The sequence below is a fragment of the Nonomuraea sp. B10E15 genome (assembly GCF_039871615.1).
Lineage (GTDB): Bacteria > Actinomycetota > Actinomycetes > Streptosporangiales > Streptosporangiaceae > Nonomuraea.
In genome coordinates, this window is the sequence record NZ_JBDPMB010000017.1 from 194,178 (window position 1) to 209,993 (window position 15,816).

General features: G+C 69.3%; 14 protein-coding genes and 1 pseudogene. 9 read left to right on the top strand and 6 right to left on the bottom strand.

Annotated features, from left to right (window positions below; all coding sequences use genetic code 11):
* The first annotated feature begins 103 nt into the window (after nucleotides 1–103).
* A complete protein-coding gene (locus ABGB14_RS35790) occupies nucleotides 104–865 on the top strand; it encodes a hypothetical protein (RefSeq protein WP_347648280.1) in 762 nt (253 codons plus the stop codon).
* Between the two features lie 199 nt (nucleotides 866–1,064).
* Here the strand turns inward: ABGB14_RS35790 and ABGB14_RS35795 are convergent, their stop codons facing one another.
* Entirely contained in the window at nucleotides 1,065–1,478 is a 414-nt protein-coding gene (locus ABGB14_RS35795; protein ID WP_347648281.1) for a hypothetical protein, read from the bottom strand.
* Between the two features lie 689 nt (nucleotides 1,479–2,167).
* Between ABGB14_RS35795 and ABGB14_RS35800 the strand changes: the two genes are divergently transcribed.
* A complete protein-coding gene (locus ABGB14_RS35800; RefSeq protein WP_347648282.1) occupies nucleotides 2,168–2,302 on the top strand; it encodes a hypothetical protein in 135 nt (44 codons plus the stop codon).
* A 230-nt stretch (nucleotides 2,303–2,532) separates the two neighbouring features.
* On the opposite strand, the gene ABGB14_RS35805 is transcribed toward ABGB14_RS35800, so the two are convergent.
* On the bottom strand, nucleotides 2,533–3,096 hold the full coding sequence (locus ABGB14_RS35805) for a TetR/AcrR family transcriptional regulator (protein ID WP_347648283.1): 564 nt from the start codon (nucleotides 3,094–3,096) through the stop codon (nucleotides 2,533–2,535).
* A gap of 73 nt (nucleotides 3,097–3,169) precedes the next feature.
* Here ABGB14_RS35805 and ABGB14_RS35810 point away from each other — a divergent pair, with 73 nt between their 5' ends.
* From ABGB14_RS35810 to ABGB14_RS35825, 4 genes and pseudogenes are all read left to right on the top strand, one after another.
* Nucleotides 3,170–4,651, top strand: coding sequence for a family 1 glycosylhydrolase (locus ABGB14_RS35810; protein ID WP_347648284.1), 1,482 nt, complete (start codon nucleotides 3,170–3,172; stop codon nucleotides 4,649–4,651).
* A gap of 354 nt (nucleotides 4,652–5,005) precedes the next feature.
* On the top strand, nucleotides 5,006–5,611 hold the full coding sequence (locus ABGB14_RS35815) for a site-specific integrase (protein ID WP_347648285.1): 606 nt from the start codon (nucleotides 5,006–5,008) through the stop codon (nucleotides 5,609–5,611).
* Nucleotides 5,601–6,098 carry a site-specific integrase gene (locus tag ABGB14_RS35820; protein ID WP_347648286.1) on the top strand — a complete coding sequence of 166 codons (498 nt, stop codon included), beginning with the start codon at nucleotides 5,601–5,603 and terminating at the stop codon, nucleotides 6,096–6,098. Before ABGB14_RS35815 ends, ABGB14_RS35820 begins: the two co-directional genes overlap by 11 nt.
* A 124-nt stretch (nucleotides 6,099–6,222) precedes the next feature.
* Nucleotides 6,223–6,498: pseudogene (locus ABGB14_RS35825) on the top strand (Tn3 family transposase); the annotation flags it as partial.
* Nucleotides 6,499–6,741: 243 nt separating this feature from the next.
* On the opposite strand, the gene ABGB14_RS35830 reads toward ABGB14_RS35825, so the two are convergent.
* Complete coding sequence (locus tag ABGB14_RS35830) at nucleotides 6,742–7,581, bottom strand: NAD(P)H-binding protein (RefSeq protein ID WP_347648287.1); 840 nt, start codon at nucleotides 7,579–7,581, stop codon at nucleotides 6,742–6,744.
* A gap of 255 nt (nucleotides 7,582–7,836) precedes the next feature.
* Here ABGB14_RS35830 and ABGB14_RS35835 point away from each other — a divergent pair, with 255 nt between their 5' ends.
* The 3 genes from ABGB14_RS35835 (at nucleotide 7,837) to ABGB14_RS35845 (ending at nucleotide 10,887) form a co-directional block, all read left to right on the top strand.
* Nucleotides 7,837–8,100, top strand: coding sequence for a sigma factor-like helix-turn-helix DNA-binding protein (locus ABGB14_RS35835; protein WP_347648288.1), 264 nt, complete (start codon nucleotides 7,837–7,839; stop codon nucleotides 8,098–8,100).
* A gap of 446 nt (nucleotides 8,101–8,546) precedes the next feature.
* Nucleotides 8,547–9,509, top strand: a complete 963-nt coding sequence (locus ABGB14_RS35840; protein WP_347648289.1) for an NADP-dependent oxidoreductase — start codon at nucleotides 8,547–8,549, stop codon at nucleotides 9,507–9,509.
* A 271-nt stretch (nucleotides 9,510–9,780) separates the two neighbouring features.
* Nucleotides 9,781–10,887: a site-specific integrase gene (locus tag ABGB14_RS35845; RefSeq protein ID WP_347648290.1), complete on the top strand. Its 1,107-nt coding sequence runs from the start codon at nucleotides 9,781–9,783 to the stop codon at nucleotides 10,885–10,887.
* A 207-nt stretch (nucleotides 10,888–11,094) separates the two neighbouring features.
* On the opposite strand, the gene ABGB14_RS35850 is transcribed toward ABGB14_RS35845, so the two are convergent.
* The 3 genes from ABGB14_RS35850 to ABGB14_RS35860 are packed head-to-tail and all read right to left on the bottom strand — an operon-like array spanning nucleotide 11,095 to nucleotide 15,695.
* Nucleotides 11,095–14,073, bottom strand: a complete 2,979-nt coding sequence (locus ABGB14_RS35850; protein ID WP_347648291.1) for a CHAT domain-containing protein — start codon at nucleotides 14,071–14,073, stop codon at nucleotides 11,095–11,097.
* Nucleotides 13,976–15,538 carry a CATRA conflict system CASPASE/TPR repeat-associated protein gene (locus ABGB14_RS35855; RefSeq protein WP_347648292.1) on the bottom strand — a complete coding sequence of 521 codons (1,563 nt, stop codon included), beginning with the start codon at nucleotides 15,536–15,538 and terminating at the stop codon, nucleotides 13,976–13,978. The genes ABGB14_RS35850 and ABGB14_RS35855 overlap by 98 nt, the downstream gene beginning before the upstream one ends.
* Nucleotides 15,504–15,695 carry a CATRA system-associated protein gene (locus tag ABGB14_RS35860; RefSeq protein WP_347648293.1) on the bottom strand — a complete coding sequence of 64 codons (192 nt, stop codon included), beginning with the start codon at nucleotides 15,693–15,695 and terminating at the stop codon, nucleotides 15,504–15,506. The genes ABGB14_RS35855 and ABGB14_RS35860 overlap by 35 nt, the downstream gene beginning before the upstream one ends.
* Between the last annotated feature and the right edge of the window lie 121 nt (nucleotides 15,696–15,816).

The window sequence follows — 15,816 nt, forward strand, 5'->3', positions numbered from 1 at the left end:
CGTGCAGGTCAGCGGCTGGAGGCGGACCTCCAGGGCCGAAACTGCCTAGAGACGCGATTTTGGCGATTCGCCTGTGCTGGCCCGGGCTCTATGGTCTGGAGTCGTGTACGTGAAGACGACGAAGCGGGAGAACAAGTCCGGGACGGTCCGGTACCTGCATCTGGCCCATAACGAGTGGGATCCAGTGAAGGGCCGCGCAGTGCCGAAGGTCTTGTTCACCTTCGGCCGCGAGGACGAACTGGACCGCGAAGCGGTCAAGCGGCTGGTCACGTCTCTATCCCGCCTACTGGCGCCGGGCGATGCTCTGGCAGCGACGGCGACCTCGGACCTGGAGTTCGTGTCCTCGGTCCCGTTCGGCGGCACCTACGTACTCGATCATCTGTGGCGGCGGCTGAAGATCGACCAGATCGTCGGCAGGGTCGGACAGCCCAAGCGAGGCCGCCGACGGGACATGACCGTCACCGAGCGGGTGCTGTTCGGCCTGGCCGCCAACCGGGCCCTGGCACCGTCGTCCAAGCTGGCCGCCGCGGACTGGATCACCAACGACGTTCACCTCAACGGGCTGGCCGAGGTCGGCGAGCAGACGTGCTACCGGGCGATGGACTGGCTGCACGAGGTCAAAGACGACCTGGAGAAGCAGGTGTTCGACGAGATCGCCAACCTGCTGAACCTTGAGGTCGACCTGCTGTTCTTCGATTATCCGCTAATCGATCTTCAGACTTCGTGTTGGCAGCGTAGCGCGGTCGTCAGCCGGCGCGGTCGGCTCTTTGGAGCCTGCGCAGGTGTTCTTCGTGGCGGCGGACATTGGCCGCGACGGCTTCCAGACTCTGGCGGAGTTGGTCGAGCTGGGTGGCCAGGCCGGTGAGGGTGAGCCGCTCACCATGGAGGTCTCGGTGTTGCTCGATGAGCTGGCGCAGGTCGCGACGCCGGTAGAGGGTGGTGCGGCTGAGCCCAGTGCGGGCGGCGACGGCGGCAAAGGTCACGTGTTCACCGGCTCGGATGAGGCTGGTGCAGGCGTCGCGGACGGTGGCAGGCAGGTCGCCGCTCTGGTCGGTCATGACACCTCAGTGTGGGCCATGTGCTGGTCGAGCCGCTCCAGCAAGCGCCGGTGGCGGGCGGCTTCCTCGCCCCAGCCGCGGGCTTCGGCGTCGGCCAGGAGCGCGGCGGTCGGCCCGCTGCGCGGCGAGCACGGGCAGGAACGCGGCGTCGGTGCGGAAGTTGGGGCAGTGCTCGCAGATGTTGGCGTAGGCGCAGCTGCCCTGTGCGGCGGTGCGCAGGCAGTAGCCGCCGGCCAGCCGGGACTTCAGCAGCGGAGTGTCGGTCCAGCTCCGGGTGGCGCGGGTGATGTCGGTAATTGGCAGCATGGTCGGCTTGCCGGGGTTGGCAGGGGCGCCGAGCTGTGCCTTGACCTGAGTCAGAGCACGCTCGTAGTCGGCGCGGACGGTGGCGTCGAACAGCCGGGCATAGCGCAGGCTCATCGCCGCTGTGGCCGAGCATGACCATCAACGCCTGCAGGGAGCAACCAGAGTTGATCAAGGCGGTGGCCCAGGTGTGCCTGAGCTGGTGCGGTGTGGCCTTCGGCAGGCCTGCCGCTTCGGCTGCGCGGGCCAGTTCCTCGCGTAGTGCGGCGGCCGAGACACGCTTGCCGAGGTGGGTGAGCAGGAACTCGGTCGGCCGTCCGGTCTTGGGATGCGGCAGCGGCCGTGTCGGGGAGCGGGTCTGGGCGATGCGGTCGATCAGGGCCAGGGTGTCGTCGTCCAGGGGCACCATGCGTTCGGTGGCGAGTTTGCCGAGCGGGACCTTCAGCCATGCCCCGGTATCGGGGATCTCGTGGACGCAGTCCAGCTCCAGATCGCGCAACTCGCCGACGCGCAGCCCGGTGGCCCGGGCCAGCAGCAGCGCGTCGGCGAAGACCCGGTTGGGTGTGGCGTGCAGGGCTTGGGCGATGCGCCGGTCGGCGTCGACGGGCAGGTAGCGGGGCAGCGGCCGGGGCAGCTTGGGGATGTCGCGGGAGAAGATCAGCCGCCTTGGTGGGGCGTCGGGCCAGCCCCACTCGGTGATGTCGGTCAGGAAGCGGCCGAGGGTGATGATGCGGTTGCGTTGTTCCCCGGCCGAGATGGGCTGTCCGCCGCGCAGTGCCCGGGCGACCGCGACCGCGGACAGGTAGGTGGGCACCTTCACCGGCCCGGCCGGGCTGTTCCGGCAGGTCACCGCCCTCACCAAGCCCCAACGAGACCTGCTCGCCAAGCTTGCGATCCCCGCGCCCAAGCAGGTCGTCGACCTCCAGCCCGCACCCCACTGAACAGGGCGAACAGCTCCGCCTAGGGAAACGCCCTCCAGACGCCTACACCCATGTCAGCACAGGTCAGGACCTAGATTCGGGTCTCCAGGCCGCGGAATTATGTCGAACCCGGGTACTTCAGCGGCGCATGAAGCCGGTTCGCCGCTGGAGATCACGGTCAGTTACTGCCGCCTCGGCCTGCATCGAGAACCCGCGACAGTTATATACGCAACCTCACCAGTAAAATGCCGCTACTCCGTTATCGACGACAGGACAGCTCTTGCCGCCCGGTCAATGCGGGTGGCCGCGCTGGCCGGGTCGGGTGCGCCGAGGTCCAGCCAGGTCATGATGGCCTCGACGGTGACCGTCAGACAGAGCTGCGCGGCCCATATCGCCCAGAGCGGATCGTTGACGACCTCAGCGAGGTTACGGCGCACCTCCTCCGCCATGCTCGCGCGCAACTCGTCGATCTCGGATCGGAACCGCGACTCCCGCGCGGCCTGGTGAAAAAGCAGCCTGAACGCACCGGGATCGACGGCGGCCCAGCTCACCAATTCCTGGACGCTGCCCTCGGTGAGCTCGTCGCCGACGGCCTCAGCTAGATGGGCGGCGGCCCGCTGCAGCGCCGCGCGGTACAGGTCGTCCTTGGACTCGAAGTGCCGGTAAAGAATCATGCGGCTGACGCCGGCGGCCGTGGCGATGTCGTCCAGGCTCGTCCCGGTCAGGCCGGCTCTGGCGAAGATCGGGGTGGCGGTGGCGAGGATCTGCTCGCGCCGCTCGGCCCGTGCCAGCCTTGGGGAGTCGGAGATGCTCATCGGCCCACCTCTTGTTACGTTCGTGTATATATGGCAAGTATATACGCTGATGCAACAATCAAGGGAGTCAGGTATGCCCGCAGCCCACCGCGACGCGCATTTTGACGAAAGCCCTCGGTTCCCGGACGGCTTCCTCTGGGGCGCGTCCACCGCCGGTTTCCTCATGGACGGCGCGCCGCTCGCCGACGGCGCCGGGCCCTCGATCCAGCACACCTTCGCTGGCACCCCCGGAAACGGCTACCCGGCCATGGCGCTGGAGCGAGGTGTCGAGCACTACCGGCGCTTCAAGGAAGACGTGAGCCTGGCCCGGGAGATCGGCCTGCAGTCCCTCCGCTTCTCGATCTCCTGGCCGCGCGTCCTCCCCGAGGGGACGGGGACGGTCAACCGGCGAGCCCTCGACCACTACGACTCCTACGTCGATACTCTCCTGGAAGCAGGCATAACCCCCTTTCCCTACCTCTACTACTGGGACCTTCCGGCCGCCCTGCAGGATCGCGGCGGTTGGGCAAACCGTGACTGCGCCGGCTGGTTCGCCGACTACGCGGCCATCGTGTACGACCGGCTGGGCGACCGTGTCACCCGCTGGCTCACCGTCTGCGAGCCGTGGTCGATCGTCCACCTGGGTCACGTGATCGGCGAGGACGGGCCGGGCGTCCGGGACCTGCGTACCGCGCTGCGCGCCGGCCATCATCTGCTGCTCGGGCATGGCCTGGCGGTGCAGGCGTTCAGGGCGAGCCACGCCCGCGGCGAGATCGGCCTCAGCACCGTGATGACCGACATCCGGCCGGCCTCCCCGAGCCTGCCCGACCGTGACGCGGCCCGCCGCGCCGACGGCTACTTCAACCGGCTCTTCCTCGACCCCGCCCTGCTCGGCTCCTACCCCGGTGACTTGCCCGAGCGCCTGCGGCGCGACTGGCCGCCGGTCGCCGACGGCGACCTCGCCATCATCTCCACCCCGATCGACTTCCTCGGCGTCGTCTACTACCTCCGCCTGGCCGTCGCCAGCTCGGCGCCCGCCGAAGAGGCCCCCGACGGCTCGGCGCCACCCGAGGCACCTTCGGAGGCGGCCTTCAACGACGTCGATCAGCTCGGGATCGCCGAGCTGGCGGCGATCGAGCGTCAGGAGACCGTTCTGGCCGAAGTGCTGGACGTGCACGTGACCGAGCCCGCAGGGCCCGTCACCGAGCTGGGCTGGGAGATCGCTCCCTGCGGCCTTGAAAACGTCCTGTACGCGCTCCGCGACCGGTACGGAGACCTGCCCCTCTACGTGGCCGAGAACGGCGCCGCCTTCCCTGACACCCTCACCGCCGACGGCGTGGTCGACGACCCCGCCCGGCGCGCGTACATCCGCGACCACCTGCGGGCCGCGCACGAGGCCCTACGCGCCGGCGTCGACTTGCGCGGCTGGAGCGTCTGGTCGCTGCTCGATGACCCCGTGAACCGTTTCGGGCTGATCCACGTGGACCACGACAGCGGCCAGCGTGCCGTCAAGTCCTCGGGATACTGGTACCGCGACGTCATCGCGGCCAACGGGCTCGTTCCCACGGCGCCATGAGTCCTCCAGCAGGCTTCCGCCAGCCGGGCGTTTCCGCCTGCGGACGCGATGCTGAGTCGGGCAGGCGCCAGGCACCCAGTATCGGTGAGGCCGCGGACATACAGTACAGCGGGTACGACGGCGGACCACGGAACGTCACCATCAGGCCCCGCCGCACGGCCGCGGTGGGAGCGCCCTCGGATATCAGCAGCGGTCAGGCCAGACGAGGGACTGTAAGAACAACGGCTCTTCCACGATTCCGGTGGTGACGGATAGTCACGCGAGGAGTATCCATTTCCTTCTTGACTGAACTACTGCCCTGGTTTTCGCAGTTCAGGGGACAAGTACTGATCCGTCCTGGCATGGTCTGGCGTCGTGATCGAAGAGGGTTGGCCGTCTCGGGACTTGGCGGCGTTGGTGGTTCCGTTGATCGGCGGGTTGGTCGAGACCGGGGACCGATACGAGCCGTACCGAGTGCTGGATGAATCCGGGACGGCGGTTGAGCCTGTCGCCGCATTCTTCTGCGACCTGTTGGCGGCCGGGCGGGCGGAGTCGACGGTTCGTTCGTATGGGATGGATCTGCTGCGGTGGTTCCGGTTTCTCTGGGCGATCGAGATCCCATGGGATCAGGCGACCCGCGTGGAGGCCCGGGACTTCTCCCAGTGGATGCAGGTCGCCGGGAAGCAGCCTCGGCCGCACTGGCGTACGCGCCGGCAGAGCGGAGTCGAGAGCTCGGCAACGGCAAGTGGAGGGTACGCGCCGTCGGTATGTGCGCACAGCGAGACGGTCCTGCGGGCCTTCTACGACTTCCATCAAAGCGTGGGCACCGGGCCGATCATCAATCCGTTCCCGCTGCATCGGTCGCGGCGGGGTGGGCGGGCCAACGCGCACCACAACCCGATGGAGCCGTTTCGCAACGAACGCAGCGGTCTGTATCGGCCGCGGGTGCCCAAACAGGATCCCGCGCAGCGTGCCGGATGAGGAGTTCAACGAGATCTTCGCGGCGCTGCCGTCGCATCGTGACCGGGCGCTGGTGGCGTTCTATGTGTCCACCGGGGCCCGGGCGTCGGAGTTGCTGTCGGCCACGCTGGCGGGGGTCGAGCCTGGCCGCCAGTTGATCACGGTCGTCCGCAAGGGCACCCGTGAGCTGCAGCAACTACCGGCCTCCACCGATGCGTTCGTGTGGTTACGGCTCTACCAGGTGGAGATGGAGGAGCTGATTCCCAAGGGACGGCGGCAGCCGCTGTGGTGGACGCTGCGCCGCCCGGCCAGGCCGCTGACCTATCACGCGGTGCACCGGATGTTCGAGCGGGTGAACGAGCGGGTCGGCACCTCGGCGACGTTGCACTCGCTCCGGCACACGGCCGCCTACCGAATGGCCGAGGATCCCGGCTTGCCGCTCACTGACGTGCAGCTGGTGTTGGAACATGCGCTCAGCTTTACCTTACTCCCCGCAAGGAGGATGTGATCCGCCGGGTGCTGGCTCACCACGCCGAGCAGACCCGGCAGGCGGCTGAGCGTGCCCGGCCAGCTCCCGCGCCGGGCTACCGTCCCGAGACGCTGGAGGTTCTGTTTGGGAACGGCGTGCCGAGCTCCCGGCGAGGACAGCCGCGCTCGGCCTGGTCGTCAACGCGGTCACGCTGTGGAATTCGAGGTATTTGTCGGCCGCCGTCGACCAACTGCGGGCCGAGAGCGTGCCGGTCAAGGATGAGGACGCCGCCCGGCTCAGCCCGCTCGGCCACGCCCACGTCAACGTCCTGGGCCGCTACGCCATCGCCTCCTCCGCTCCGGCCGAAGGCCTGCGCCAGCTCGGCGAGATCCCCGACCCGCCCGACGGCGAGGGCACGGTGGAGGAAGAGGGCGTGTAGAGCTTTGGCTTTACGGCGGCTGTCACCCCTCCCGGATCCGGCGAATCGTCCGCGGCGGGCGGCCTGGCTGCGCGATTGCGGCCCTCTGCCGGTCTTTCAGAGGATGTGGGGATGAGCGAGGACAGGCACCCGGCCTTCGACACGTCGTCGACGAGCTGGACAAAGGCGAGCAGGAGGTGGGAGTCGTCATCGTCGAGCTCGTCCTCGGGACGTGCGCGGAGGCCGGCAGGTGCCGCCTATCCGTCAGGCCGACGCCGCGCCGAAGGCGGCGGCGTGGTCGGCGACCCACTGTGCGTAGGTGAAGGGCGGTCGGCCGGTGACCTGTTCGACCGTCGGCAGGACCTCCGTGGGCTTGCCGACTCTCGCTGTGAGCAAGTTGACGTAATCGTCGATCCCCGGGGCAGGCATGCCGGCGCGGGCCATCTCGTCCCGGAACCAGTCCTCGGACTGCTCTTCCCACCGCAACGGCCGCCCGATGGTCTCCGCGATGACGCGCACGCGGTCGATCTGGGTCAGCGACTGCGGTCCGGTCACCGAGTACCCCTCGCCGGCACGCCCATCGAGGAGGCTGCGGACGGCGACCGCGGCGATGTCGCGCGGGTCGATCGGGGCCGTCTCGGCGTCGCCGTAGCGTCCGCGTACGACATCGCCCTCGATGATCTGGGGCGCCCAGACCAGGTCGTTGGTCGTGAGCCCGTCGGGCCGCACGAAGGTCCACGCCAACCCGGACGCTTCGACGGATCGTTCGAGCCGCAGGTGCACCTCGCCGACCCAGCCGGGCTCGGGCCACGTGACGGACACCGAGGACAGCATCACGACATGCCGAAGGCCGGCTCGCTTGGCCACGTCGAGGAATCCGTCGATCCCCTGGAGAACGGGGAACAGGAAGGCCCGCTCGATGCCGGACAGTGCCTCAGACAGCGTTTCCGGCTGGGCCAGGTCGCCGGTCACGACCTGGACCTGGTCAGGGAACGCATGGCCGCTGGGGTTGCGGGTCATGACGCGGACCTTCTCACCCTCCTCCAGGAGTTGGCGGACGACGTGGGAACCGACGTTTCCGGTGGCACCGGTTACCAGGATCATGGTGGGGATCTCCTTTAGTTTCTTGGTTTCTTTGAGCCGGGGGCCGGGCGGTGACGATCGCGTCACTCGACCAGCCGTCCGGTGGATTCGAGGTCAGCGGTAAGTTCCACGAGGCGTGTGGATCGTTTGCGCGGCGTCCTGACAACCATGAGACGCCGGCGACCCGATCCCTGTGACATTGCGGTCTCCCATCAGACGCACGCCGAACGGTTACCTCGGCACCTTCGGTCGCGTCATGACCATGAGGAGGACGCGGTGCTCGCCGAGTCGGTCGGGCTGGCACTGCTGGTGGTGCTCGACACCCTCACGCCCACCGAACGGCTGGCGTTCGTCCTGCATGACATGTTCGCGGTGCCCTTCGGCGAGATCGGCGAGATCATCGGCCGGTCCGCCGACGCGACCAAGATGCTCACCAGCCGGGCCCGCCGGAAGGTGCAGGGCACACCGCGGCCGGAGGAGGAGCCGCGGCGGCAGCGCGCCGTGGTCGACCGCTCGAGGTCCTCGGTGCCGTGGGCCTGATCCTGCCCGCCTTGCTCGGCATCGCGCCGGTACTGGTACCACTGGCGGCCAGCGCCTGACGCTGCTCATGACCGGCGCCGCCGCGATCCGCTCCTGCGGGCGGGCGCGCTTGCCGAAGGGCAGCGACAGGGCAGGGCGTGCTCGATGAGCTTCTGTGCGCCCTGGTCGGCGACATGACCGGGCGGCTGCGGTGAAGGTAGCCAGGGATGACCACGAGCAGCGCTGGCTGAAGAGCGCCGTCGAACGGCTGACGCGACTCAGTCGATCCCTTCCGAAAAGGGTCAATGCGCCCGAGATCGCGAAATGTCCACGGGAGCGTCTGGCTCCTCGCACCAATCAACATGCATTACATGCCTGAGAAAGATCATCTCCTCTGACCTGCGAGAAGAGTCCAAGAGCCCAACGATGGGCTGCGCACTCATTCCCGCTTTCACTACGGTTCTCCCATGAGCGAAGACACGACGACGGCGCGGATGCGCGCGATCATTCAGGAGTCCGCGGGCGGCCCCGAGGTGCTGACGCTGGCCGAGGTTGACCGTCCTGAGCCGATGCCGACGGAGGTCCTGGTGCGGGTGCACGCGGCCGGCGTCAACCCCACGGACTGGAAGTCACGGACGGTCGGCAGGCTGCTGGGCGACCCGCCCGCCGTCCTCGGCTGGGACGTGTCCGGGGTAGTCGAGGCCGTGGGCCTCGGAGTCACCCGCTTCCGGCCGGGTGACGAGGTCTTCGGCATGCCCCGCTTCCCGCACAAGGCGGGCGGCTACGCGGAGTACGTGACCGCCCCGTCGCGGCACTTCACCCGTAAACCGGTTGGCCTCGACCACGTGCACGCCGCGGCGCTGCCGCTGGCGGCGCTCACCGCGTGGCAGGTCCTGCACGACACCGCGAACGTGCAGCCGGGCCAGCGCGTGTTGATCCATGCCGCGGCCGGCGGGGTCGGCCACCTGGCCGTGCAGCTCGCCAAGCATCTCGGCGCGTACGTGATCGGTACCGCACGTGGGTCCAAGCACGCCTTCGTACATGCGCTGGGCGCCGACGAGGTGATCGACTACACCGAGGAGGACTTCGCCGAGACGGTACGCGACGTTGACCTGGTCATCGACAGCATCGGCGGCGACTACGGGGCGCGTTCCCTGCAGACGTTGCGGAACGGCGGCACTCTTGCCCAGCTCAACCCGGAGCCTGACGAGGACCTTCTTCGCCAGGCCGGGGAGCGCGGCATCTGGGCGGGCTTCGTCCTCGTCGAGCCGGACAACGCCGCGATGGCGACGATCGCCGAGCTGGTCGAGGCGGGACGGCTGGGTGTCGAGGTCGACACCGTCCTGCCGTTCGAGCAGGCGGCCAAGGCACATGAGCTCGGCGAGACCAACCGAACCACCGGAAAGATCGTGCTCACTGTCGCCGGATGACCGGCCGCGGAACACCGCCCACTGGGTTGCCGGCTTCGAGCTGCGGATGGGATGCGGGTGTCACGTTTGCCCGCTGACCCTTAATCAGTTTCCTGGTCCCCATCGCCGCCCGCAGCGTCTGATGACGGCCACGCTGATGTACGTGATAATTGGCTGTTATCACGTACATCAGCGCCGAACGATCACGGTCGAGCTGGGGATCCGTCTCGGCGGCCGATGCGCGACTCGGGCACGTTATCCGGTACATCGCGCCCGCGTCGGGTAGCGACCGGTGAGCGCGGCCGCCAGCCGGAAGGTCACCGCGCTGCGCGGCAGCGGCGTCACCCTCGCCGAGGCTGCCGACGAGTTCCTCGGCACACACCGGGCCGCCAACCCCAACACCCACCGCGCCTACGCCTCGGCGATCGACCGGACCATCGCGCACATCGGCGGCGGCTCCCGCCGCCTGGGCGAGGTCGCCGACGCCGAGATCGGCGACGCCCTCGCCTCCCTATGGGGTGGGTGCGCGCCGTCGACGTGGAACCGCAACCGGGCCGCCGTCTCCTCTTGGCTGGCGTGGTGCTCCACGAAGAAGCGGTGGGCGGCCCCGTCGGTCCCGGCAGAGGCCGAACGGCGCCGCGAGAACGTCGACCACACCAAAGCCGTGGCCAAGACCAAGCTGGAACGGCTGCTGTCACGCCGAGACATCCCGCTGCGCGGCAAGACGCTCTACCGGATGTTGTACGAGAGCGCCGCCCGCGCCGCCGAAATCCTCTCCCTCAACGTCCAGGACCTGGACCTGGAGAACCGAAAGGCGCCGCTGACCTCCAAAGGCGGTGACACCGAATGGGTCTACTGGGACGCGGGCACCGCTCGTCTCCTACCCCGCCTCCTGCGGCTTCCCGACGGCCACCCGGACGGACCTGTCCGTACTCGAGGGCCGCTCTTCCTCGCCGACCGTGGCCCCGTTCCCGCCAGGCGGCCCGGGCCCGAGCACATTTGCCCGCACACCGGCCGTCCCCGTCTCGGCTACGACCGCCTCCGCGTTCTCATGGACAAACACCTCGGCCTGGATCCTCACCAGCTCCGGCATTCAGCCGCCACCCATCTCGGCGAGGCCAAGGTGCCGCTGCAGCTCATCATGCCCAAGACACGCACAAGAACCCGCGCACCGCCATGCGCTACACCCGCCCAGGCAGCGAAGCCGTTGCCGAGATCACCGCCATCCTCGGCCCGCCCAAACGCAGCCACTAACGGGCCCCAGCCAGGTCTTCATCCACCTCGCCGTTCCCCCCGGTATCAACCCCCGCCGAAGCGTCCAGCTAAGTTACTCGCGGGTGCCGCCAATGGCTGTCCGCAGGTTCCTCAACCCCGAACACGCCGGCCCCGGTACAGGTGATCCCGCCCCTACCACCGATGTCACCGAATCGGCCCGTCCGTCATCCGACCGAAGTCCACCTCCGACGGCCCCAAGCCGGGCGACGCACCGCCATCCGGCCCCGCATAACGCGGACGGCAGCCGTGCGTCATGGCCATCCGCTCCCGAAGGTGTTCCCAGCCCAAAGTAGGTCGTGACCGGGTTGCGGCTTGCGCTGAGGGGGTCGGCTCAGATGCCCAGGTGGACGTGGCTCGCCCAAGCCCGCGGCGCCTGGCGATAACACTTCCGGGCCCGCCGTACCGCGTCGTGGAGAGCGAAGGCGGCCCGGTCCGGCCGCAGGCCGCGGGCGTCGGAGCAAGAACGGTAGAAGTCCATGGCGATCTCGGCAGCGATGGTGTCGGCGACCGGCCACAATGTGCCCACCACCTGTGCATAGCCCGCCACCTGGAAGGCAGCGGACAGATGGATGGCCTCGTCTGCGAGCCCGGTCCGCACCTTTGCCGTACTGCAGGCCGACAAGTAGGCGAAGCGCGCGGCCTCCATGCCGCGCAGTCGGGTGACGTCGCGCAGGCTCAGCTTCTGGCTACCGCCGAGGCGGATGCCGCTCGACGCGGGCAGGCCCAGGTGCGCGGTGGCATGGGCGGCGACGTGCACTGCGCCGTAGCGTGGTAGTTCCTCGTGCAGGGGGCGCTCCAGACCGGCCCGGTGGGCGTTGCCGACGAGTTGGATGATCGCTTCGGCCTCGTCTCGCATCGCCGGCAACCTGTCCTCGTCGTCGTCCTGAGGCGTAACCACGAGCAGTTTCGCGGCGGCGCCCGACCTGGAACGGGCGGGCGCGAGCGAGCGCAGGGAGGGCATGTAGGACGAGACCATCCGGTCGAGGAGGTTGTCACCGTGCTTGCGGTGCTGGCCGGCCGCGTGCAGGGGCATGGAGGCGAGCAGTCCCACCGGGCTCCACCAGATCCTTTCGACTTCGCACTGGGCGACGATGGGCTCCGCGATGGTCTCCCAGAGCCAGGCCAGCAGTTCGATCGTCTTCTCGTCGTCCTCCTGACCGTCGCCAGCCAGGAACCGGGCCCAGCGCGCGACGTCGCCGGAGCTCAAATCGAGGAGAGGGACGGTCGTAGGCTCCCCGGTGCGGCCGAGGAGGATCGCCTGGCCATGGCTGGAGCCGTCAGCGTCGTCGCCCACGCACGAGACGATGACCGTCGTGCCGCCCAGGCGCTCCTGGAGCCGATTAAGAGAGGGGGGCCGGAACGGGTTGCCCTCGTCATCGTCGTCCTTCGCCTCGGCAATCAGCTGCTCGAAACGAGCCGCGGCCTCCCTCCGGGACTCCACCGCCTTAAGCCGCGTCCCGTGGCCGGAGCCCCAAGGGGGCTGCTCGGTCAGCGTGTCCAGCACCTGCGCGAACTCGTCGGCGAGCCTCGTCGGGGTGCGCAGGCCGAGCAGATCCCCGAGGATCACGCCGCGGGTCTGCTCCAGGAGTTCGACGGCCTCGCCGACGCGTCCGGCGGTGGTCGCGAGCAGCACGGCCTCCGTGGCCAGCCCGAAGTGGTTTTCCAGGCGGCGGGCCCGCGCGTCGAGCGGGGCGGCCCGGGGCGCGGTCGCCGGAAGCAGATCGACCGCGGCCCTGATCGCGTCGAGGGCGAGCCTGTGCTCCCCGATCCTGAAGTGGGCGTAGGCCTGGAGGCGACGGCACTCCAGCCGGGCGGCCGGGGGCGAGCCGGAAGCCTCGGCCCCGGAGATGAGGATGTCCACGATCTCGTGGTGGGGAGCGTCGTGCAGCAGGAGATGGGAGAGGAGGCAGGCGTGATCGGCATACCCCTGGTGTTCCGGTGAGAGCGCCTCGTACGTCTGGCGTGCCAGCCTGAGCGCCTCGGCTCGAGCGGCCTTCCGGTCGTCAGCCGATGCGGCCACCTTGGCGTAGGATGCCAGCGCGTGGCACAGCAACCCGGGCAGCAGCTGCGTACGGATCTCCCGCGCTGCCGGGGTGTCCTCGGCAGGCGCGAGGGCCAACGCTCTACGTCCCGCGTCGACGACCCCGCGAAGGACGTCCGCCCGGTTCGTCGTGTCGACGCGCAGGCGCAGCACTTGGGCGAGCCAGGCTAGAGCTTGCCCCTTCTCGTACGGGTCGGAGGCCGCGTGGGCGACGGACTCCTCGGCCGCCTTCACACACGGGTCGATGAGCCCGGGGTCGCGTTCTACCACGTAGCGTGCGTAGAACACGCGGGAGTAGTAGTGCTGGGCGGCCGCGTAGAGAGGGCCGGTCGACGGCGCGTCCTGCAGCATGGCCTGCGCGGCGCGCGTCGCCTCCGCCAGGATCAGTTCGTCGTCGGTGTGCTCCAGCATCTGGAAGAGGGCCTCCAGATGGGCGACGTGGCAGCCGGAACGCGCCCCGGGCGGCGCACCGGCCGTGGCCGCGAGACCGCCTTGCGCGGCCTCCACCGCTTTGCGCAACAACTGCGGATCCTGCTCGGCGCGCGCGAGGGCGCGCAGCGCGACCGAGAAGCCACGCAGGAGTTCGCCGGGGGCCGGCTGGTGCTCCGGCACGCAGGCGATCGCCTCTTTGAGGAAATCGACGGCGGTTCTCAGGGCGTCGGCATGGTGCCCTTCCGTGCCGCGGAGCATGTGAAGCTCGCCGAGCAGGTGCAGCGCCCTGACACGGACCATCCCCTCGGCGACCTGGAGCGCGTCGTGGGCGAGCCTGATGGCCTGCGCGCAGGCGTCAAGCCGGCGGCCGCACCGGTAACGCGTCGCCTGGAGCTCGGCTTCCATCAGCCGCACCCGGGCGTCGTGCGGAGCGGCGCGCCGCAGCGCGGCCATGTGCGTGTCGGCCTGAGACAGCGGTTCCTCGTCCCCGGTGAAGGAGTGCAGGGCAAGGAGTCGTTGCGCCTGCTCGCCGTGGGCGGCCATCCGGGCGGGCGGCGGCAGGAGTTCGATGAGCGCGTCGCCGAGAGCAACGGCCTCCTCCAGCCAGAAGTGTTCGCCCCGGGCGTGGGCCACGACGGTCAGGGCGTAAGCGAGCGCGCGCAGTGCCGCCGCCCTGCCCGGCCCTCGGCTTGACGCGAGCGCGGCTCTGCCGTGGGCGACGGCCTCGTCGAGCAAGCCGTCACTGCCTCCCCGGCTGCCCGCTTCGGCCGCCGCCGTCAGCAGCACGCACAGCGCCGTGCGAAGCTCGGGGGGCAGGCTCTCCGCCGATGTCCTCACGCTTCCGGCCAGCTCCATCGCTTCGGCGAGAGCGGCGGGGTGACCGCTTCTGGCCAACTGCTCGATGCGCGCGCCAAGCTCGACCAGGTTCATGGCTCTCCGTTGCGTTCTTGTCTCGGCTCACGTACAGCAAAGACACGACGAGGGTGACGGCGGACACGCCAGCCGAGACGAGAAGCGACACCCTCACAGGCGCCGCGCCCACTCCGGCCATGTGCGCGACGACCGAGCAGACCAGCCACGCGAGCGCCGCGCCCACCGAGGCGACGATCAGCGAGATCACCGCGCCGGCGGCCCGGCTGCCGTTCCGCTTCCAGAGCGTCAGCGTGGCGAAGAGCAGGGCCAGCGAGCCGAGCAGGGCGATCACCGGCGGCTGGATCGAACCGGCAAGCGGCACCTTGTAGGCGAACGCCTGAACGGCCGTCAGCGTCATGAGCATCGTGCCGGTCATGGCTGTCTGCAGGAGAGTGAGCCGCTCCTCGCGCTCGCGCGCATGCTCCTGCGTGACCTGGGTCAGTTCGGCCAGGCTGGTGGCGACGCGCTCGCGGATCGCCTCGGTGAAGTGACGGTCGTCGGCCAGGCGGGTGAGCAGGTCGCCGGCCAGGCCGAGGTCGGCCTTCAGCAGTGCTTCAGTGATGGGTGCTCCGCCGTGCCGCCTGAGGTTGTCGGACGCGATCTCCACCGAGCGTTCCATCTCGCGCAGCCGTATCGACGTCTGAAGCAGGTGGTGGGGCCCGGTGAGGAGCTGCGCCAGGTCCGCGCGGATGCCGATCAATGCCTGGTGGTCATCCTTCTGGCGGGTGCGTTCCGCGATCAGGGACTCCGCCCGGGAGAACAAGCCCGCGATCCCCTGATCGGCCTCCTCCCTGAGCCGCAGCAGGTGCCGTACCTTCGCCGCCTGTAACAGGTAGAGGGCGAACGGGGCGGGCGCGTCGCCCCCGCCCCACAACCACGCCTCCGACCGCTTCCGCCGGCTGGCGGTGGTGGCGCACAGAATCGTGCGAGTCCGGCCGGTCGGGGGAACCGGCTTCTCCTTGAGGACGGTGTGCGCGCGGCCGCCCGGCCACCTCGCCGGCCTCACCGCCACGTGCAGGCGAGCCTCTCCCATCGCCCAGGGTGCGTCACCGAGGGCCCGCGCCCACGTCGCCTCCAGTTGGTCGCCGGGCGCGAGCGCCACCGACAAGAGGTAGGTGTCGTGGAGCCGGTGGAGGACAGCCTCGGTGACATCCGCCGCCCGGCGGGGGTCGCGCCGCGCGGCCACCACGCCTTCCGTGGTACCGGGCCCGAGGTCGCTGGGTAGCTGAAGGGGGATCGTCCCGATCGGGGCGGTCATGCCCAGCCCGGAGCCGCACCGCTCCCACAGACCCCGTAGGTGCGCTGCTGCCTGCTCGGCGTGGGCCAGCACGAACAGGTGGACGATCAGCGAGTGTTCAGCCATCGGCACCGGGTTGCGCGGGCGGCTCAAACTCCACGGGGAACTCGGTCATGATCCGGTTCAGCCGCTCCGTGATCATCGGCGGCGGCGGGACCTCCGGGGCGTCGCCGACGCTGCGGCGGACCCTCACCGGCGACAGGAGCTTGAGCCTGGCCAGCAGGGTGGTCTGGTCCTGTCCCCGGAGCAATGATCGAAACCTGTGGATCTGACGGGAAGGGGTGTACCTTCCCGAATCATCTGATCATGGTTTCGAGATAAGGCCGACGTTGGCGCGTCGGTCGGGAAGGCACACCCGTGCTCACCGTAGT

Excerpts from the sequence above, each read along its gene's own strand:
- ABGB14_RS35830 (WP_347648287.1), bottom strand. The coding sequence starts at position 7,581 with ATGATCCTGGTAACCGGTGCCACCGGAAACGTCGGTTCCCACGTCGTC.
- ABGB14_RS35810 (WP_347648284.1), top strand. The coding sequence starts at position 3,170 with ATGCCCGCAGCCCACCGCGACGCGCATTTTGACGAAAGCCCTCGGTTC.
- ABGB14_RS35805 (WP_347648283.1), bottom strand. The coding sequence starts at position 3,096 with ATGAGCATCTCCGACTCCCCAAGGCTGGCACGGGCCGAGCGGCGCGAG.
- ABGB14_RS35840 (WP_347648289.1), top strand. The coding sequence starts at position 8,547 with ATGAGCGAAGACACGACGACGGCGCGGATGCGCGCGATCATTCAGGAG.
- ABGB14_RS35795 (WP_347648281.1), bottom strand. The coding sequence starts at position 1,478 with ATGAGCCTGCGCTATGCCCGGCTGTTCGACGCCACCGTCCGCGCCGAC.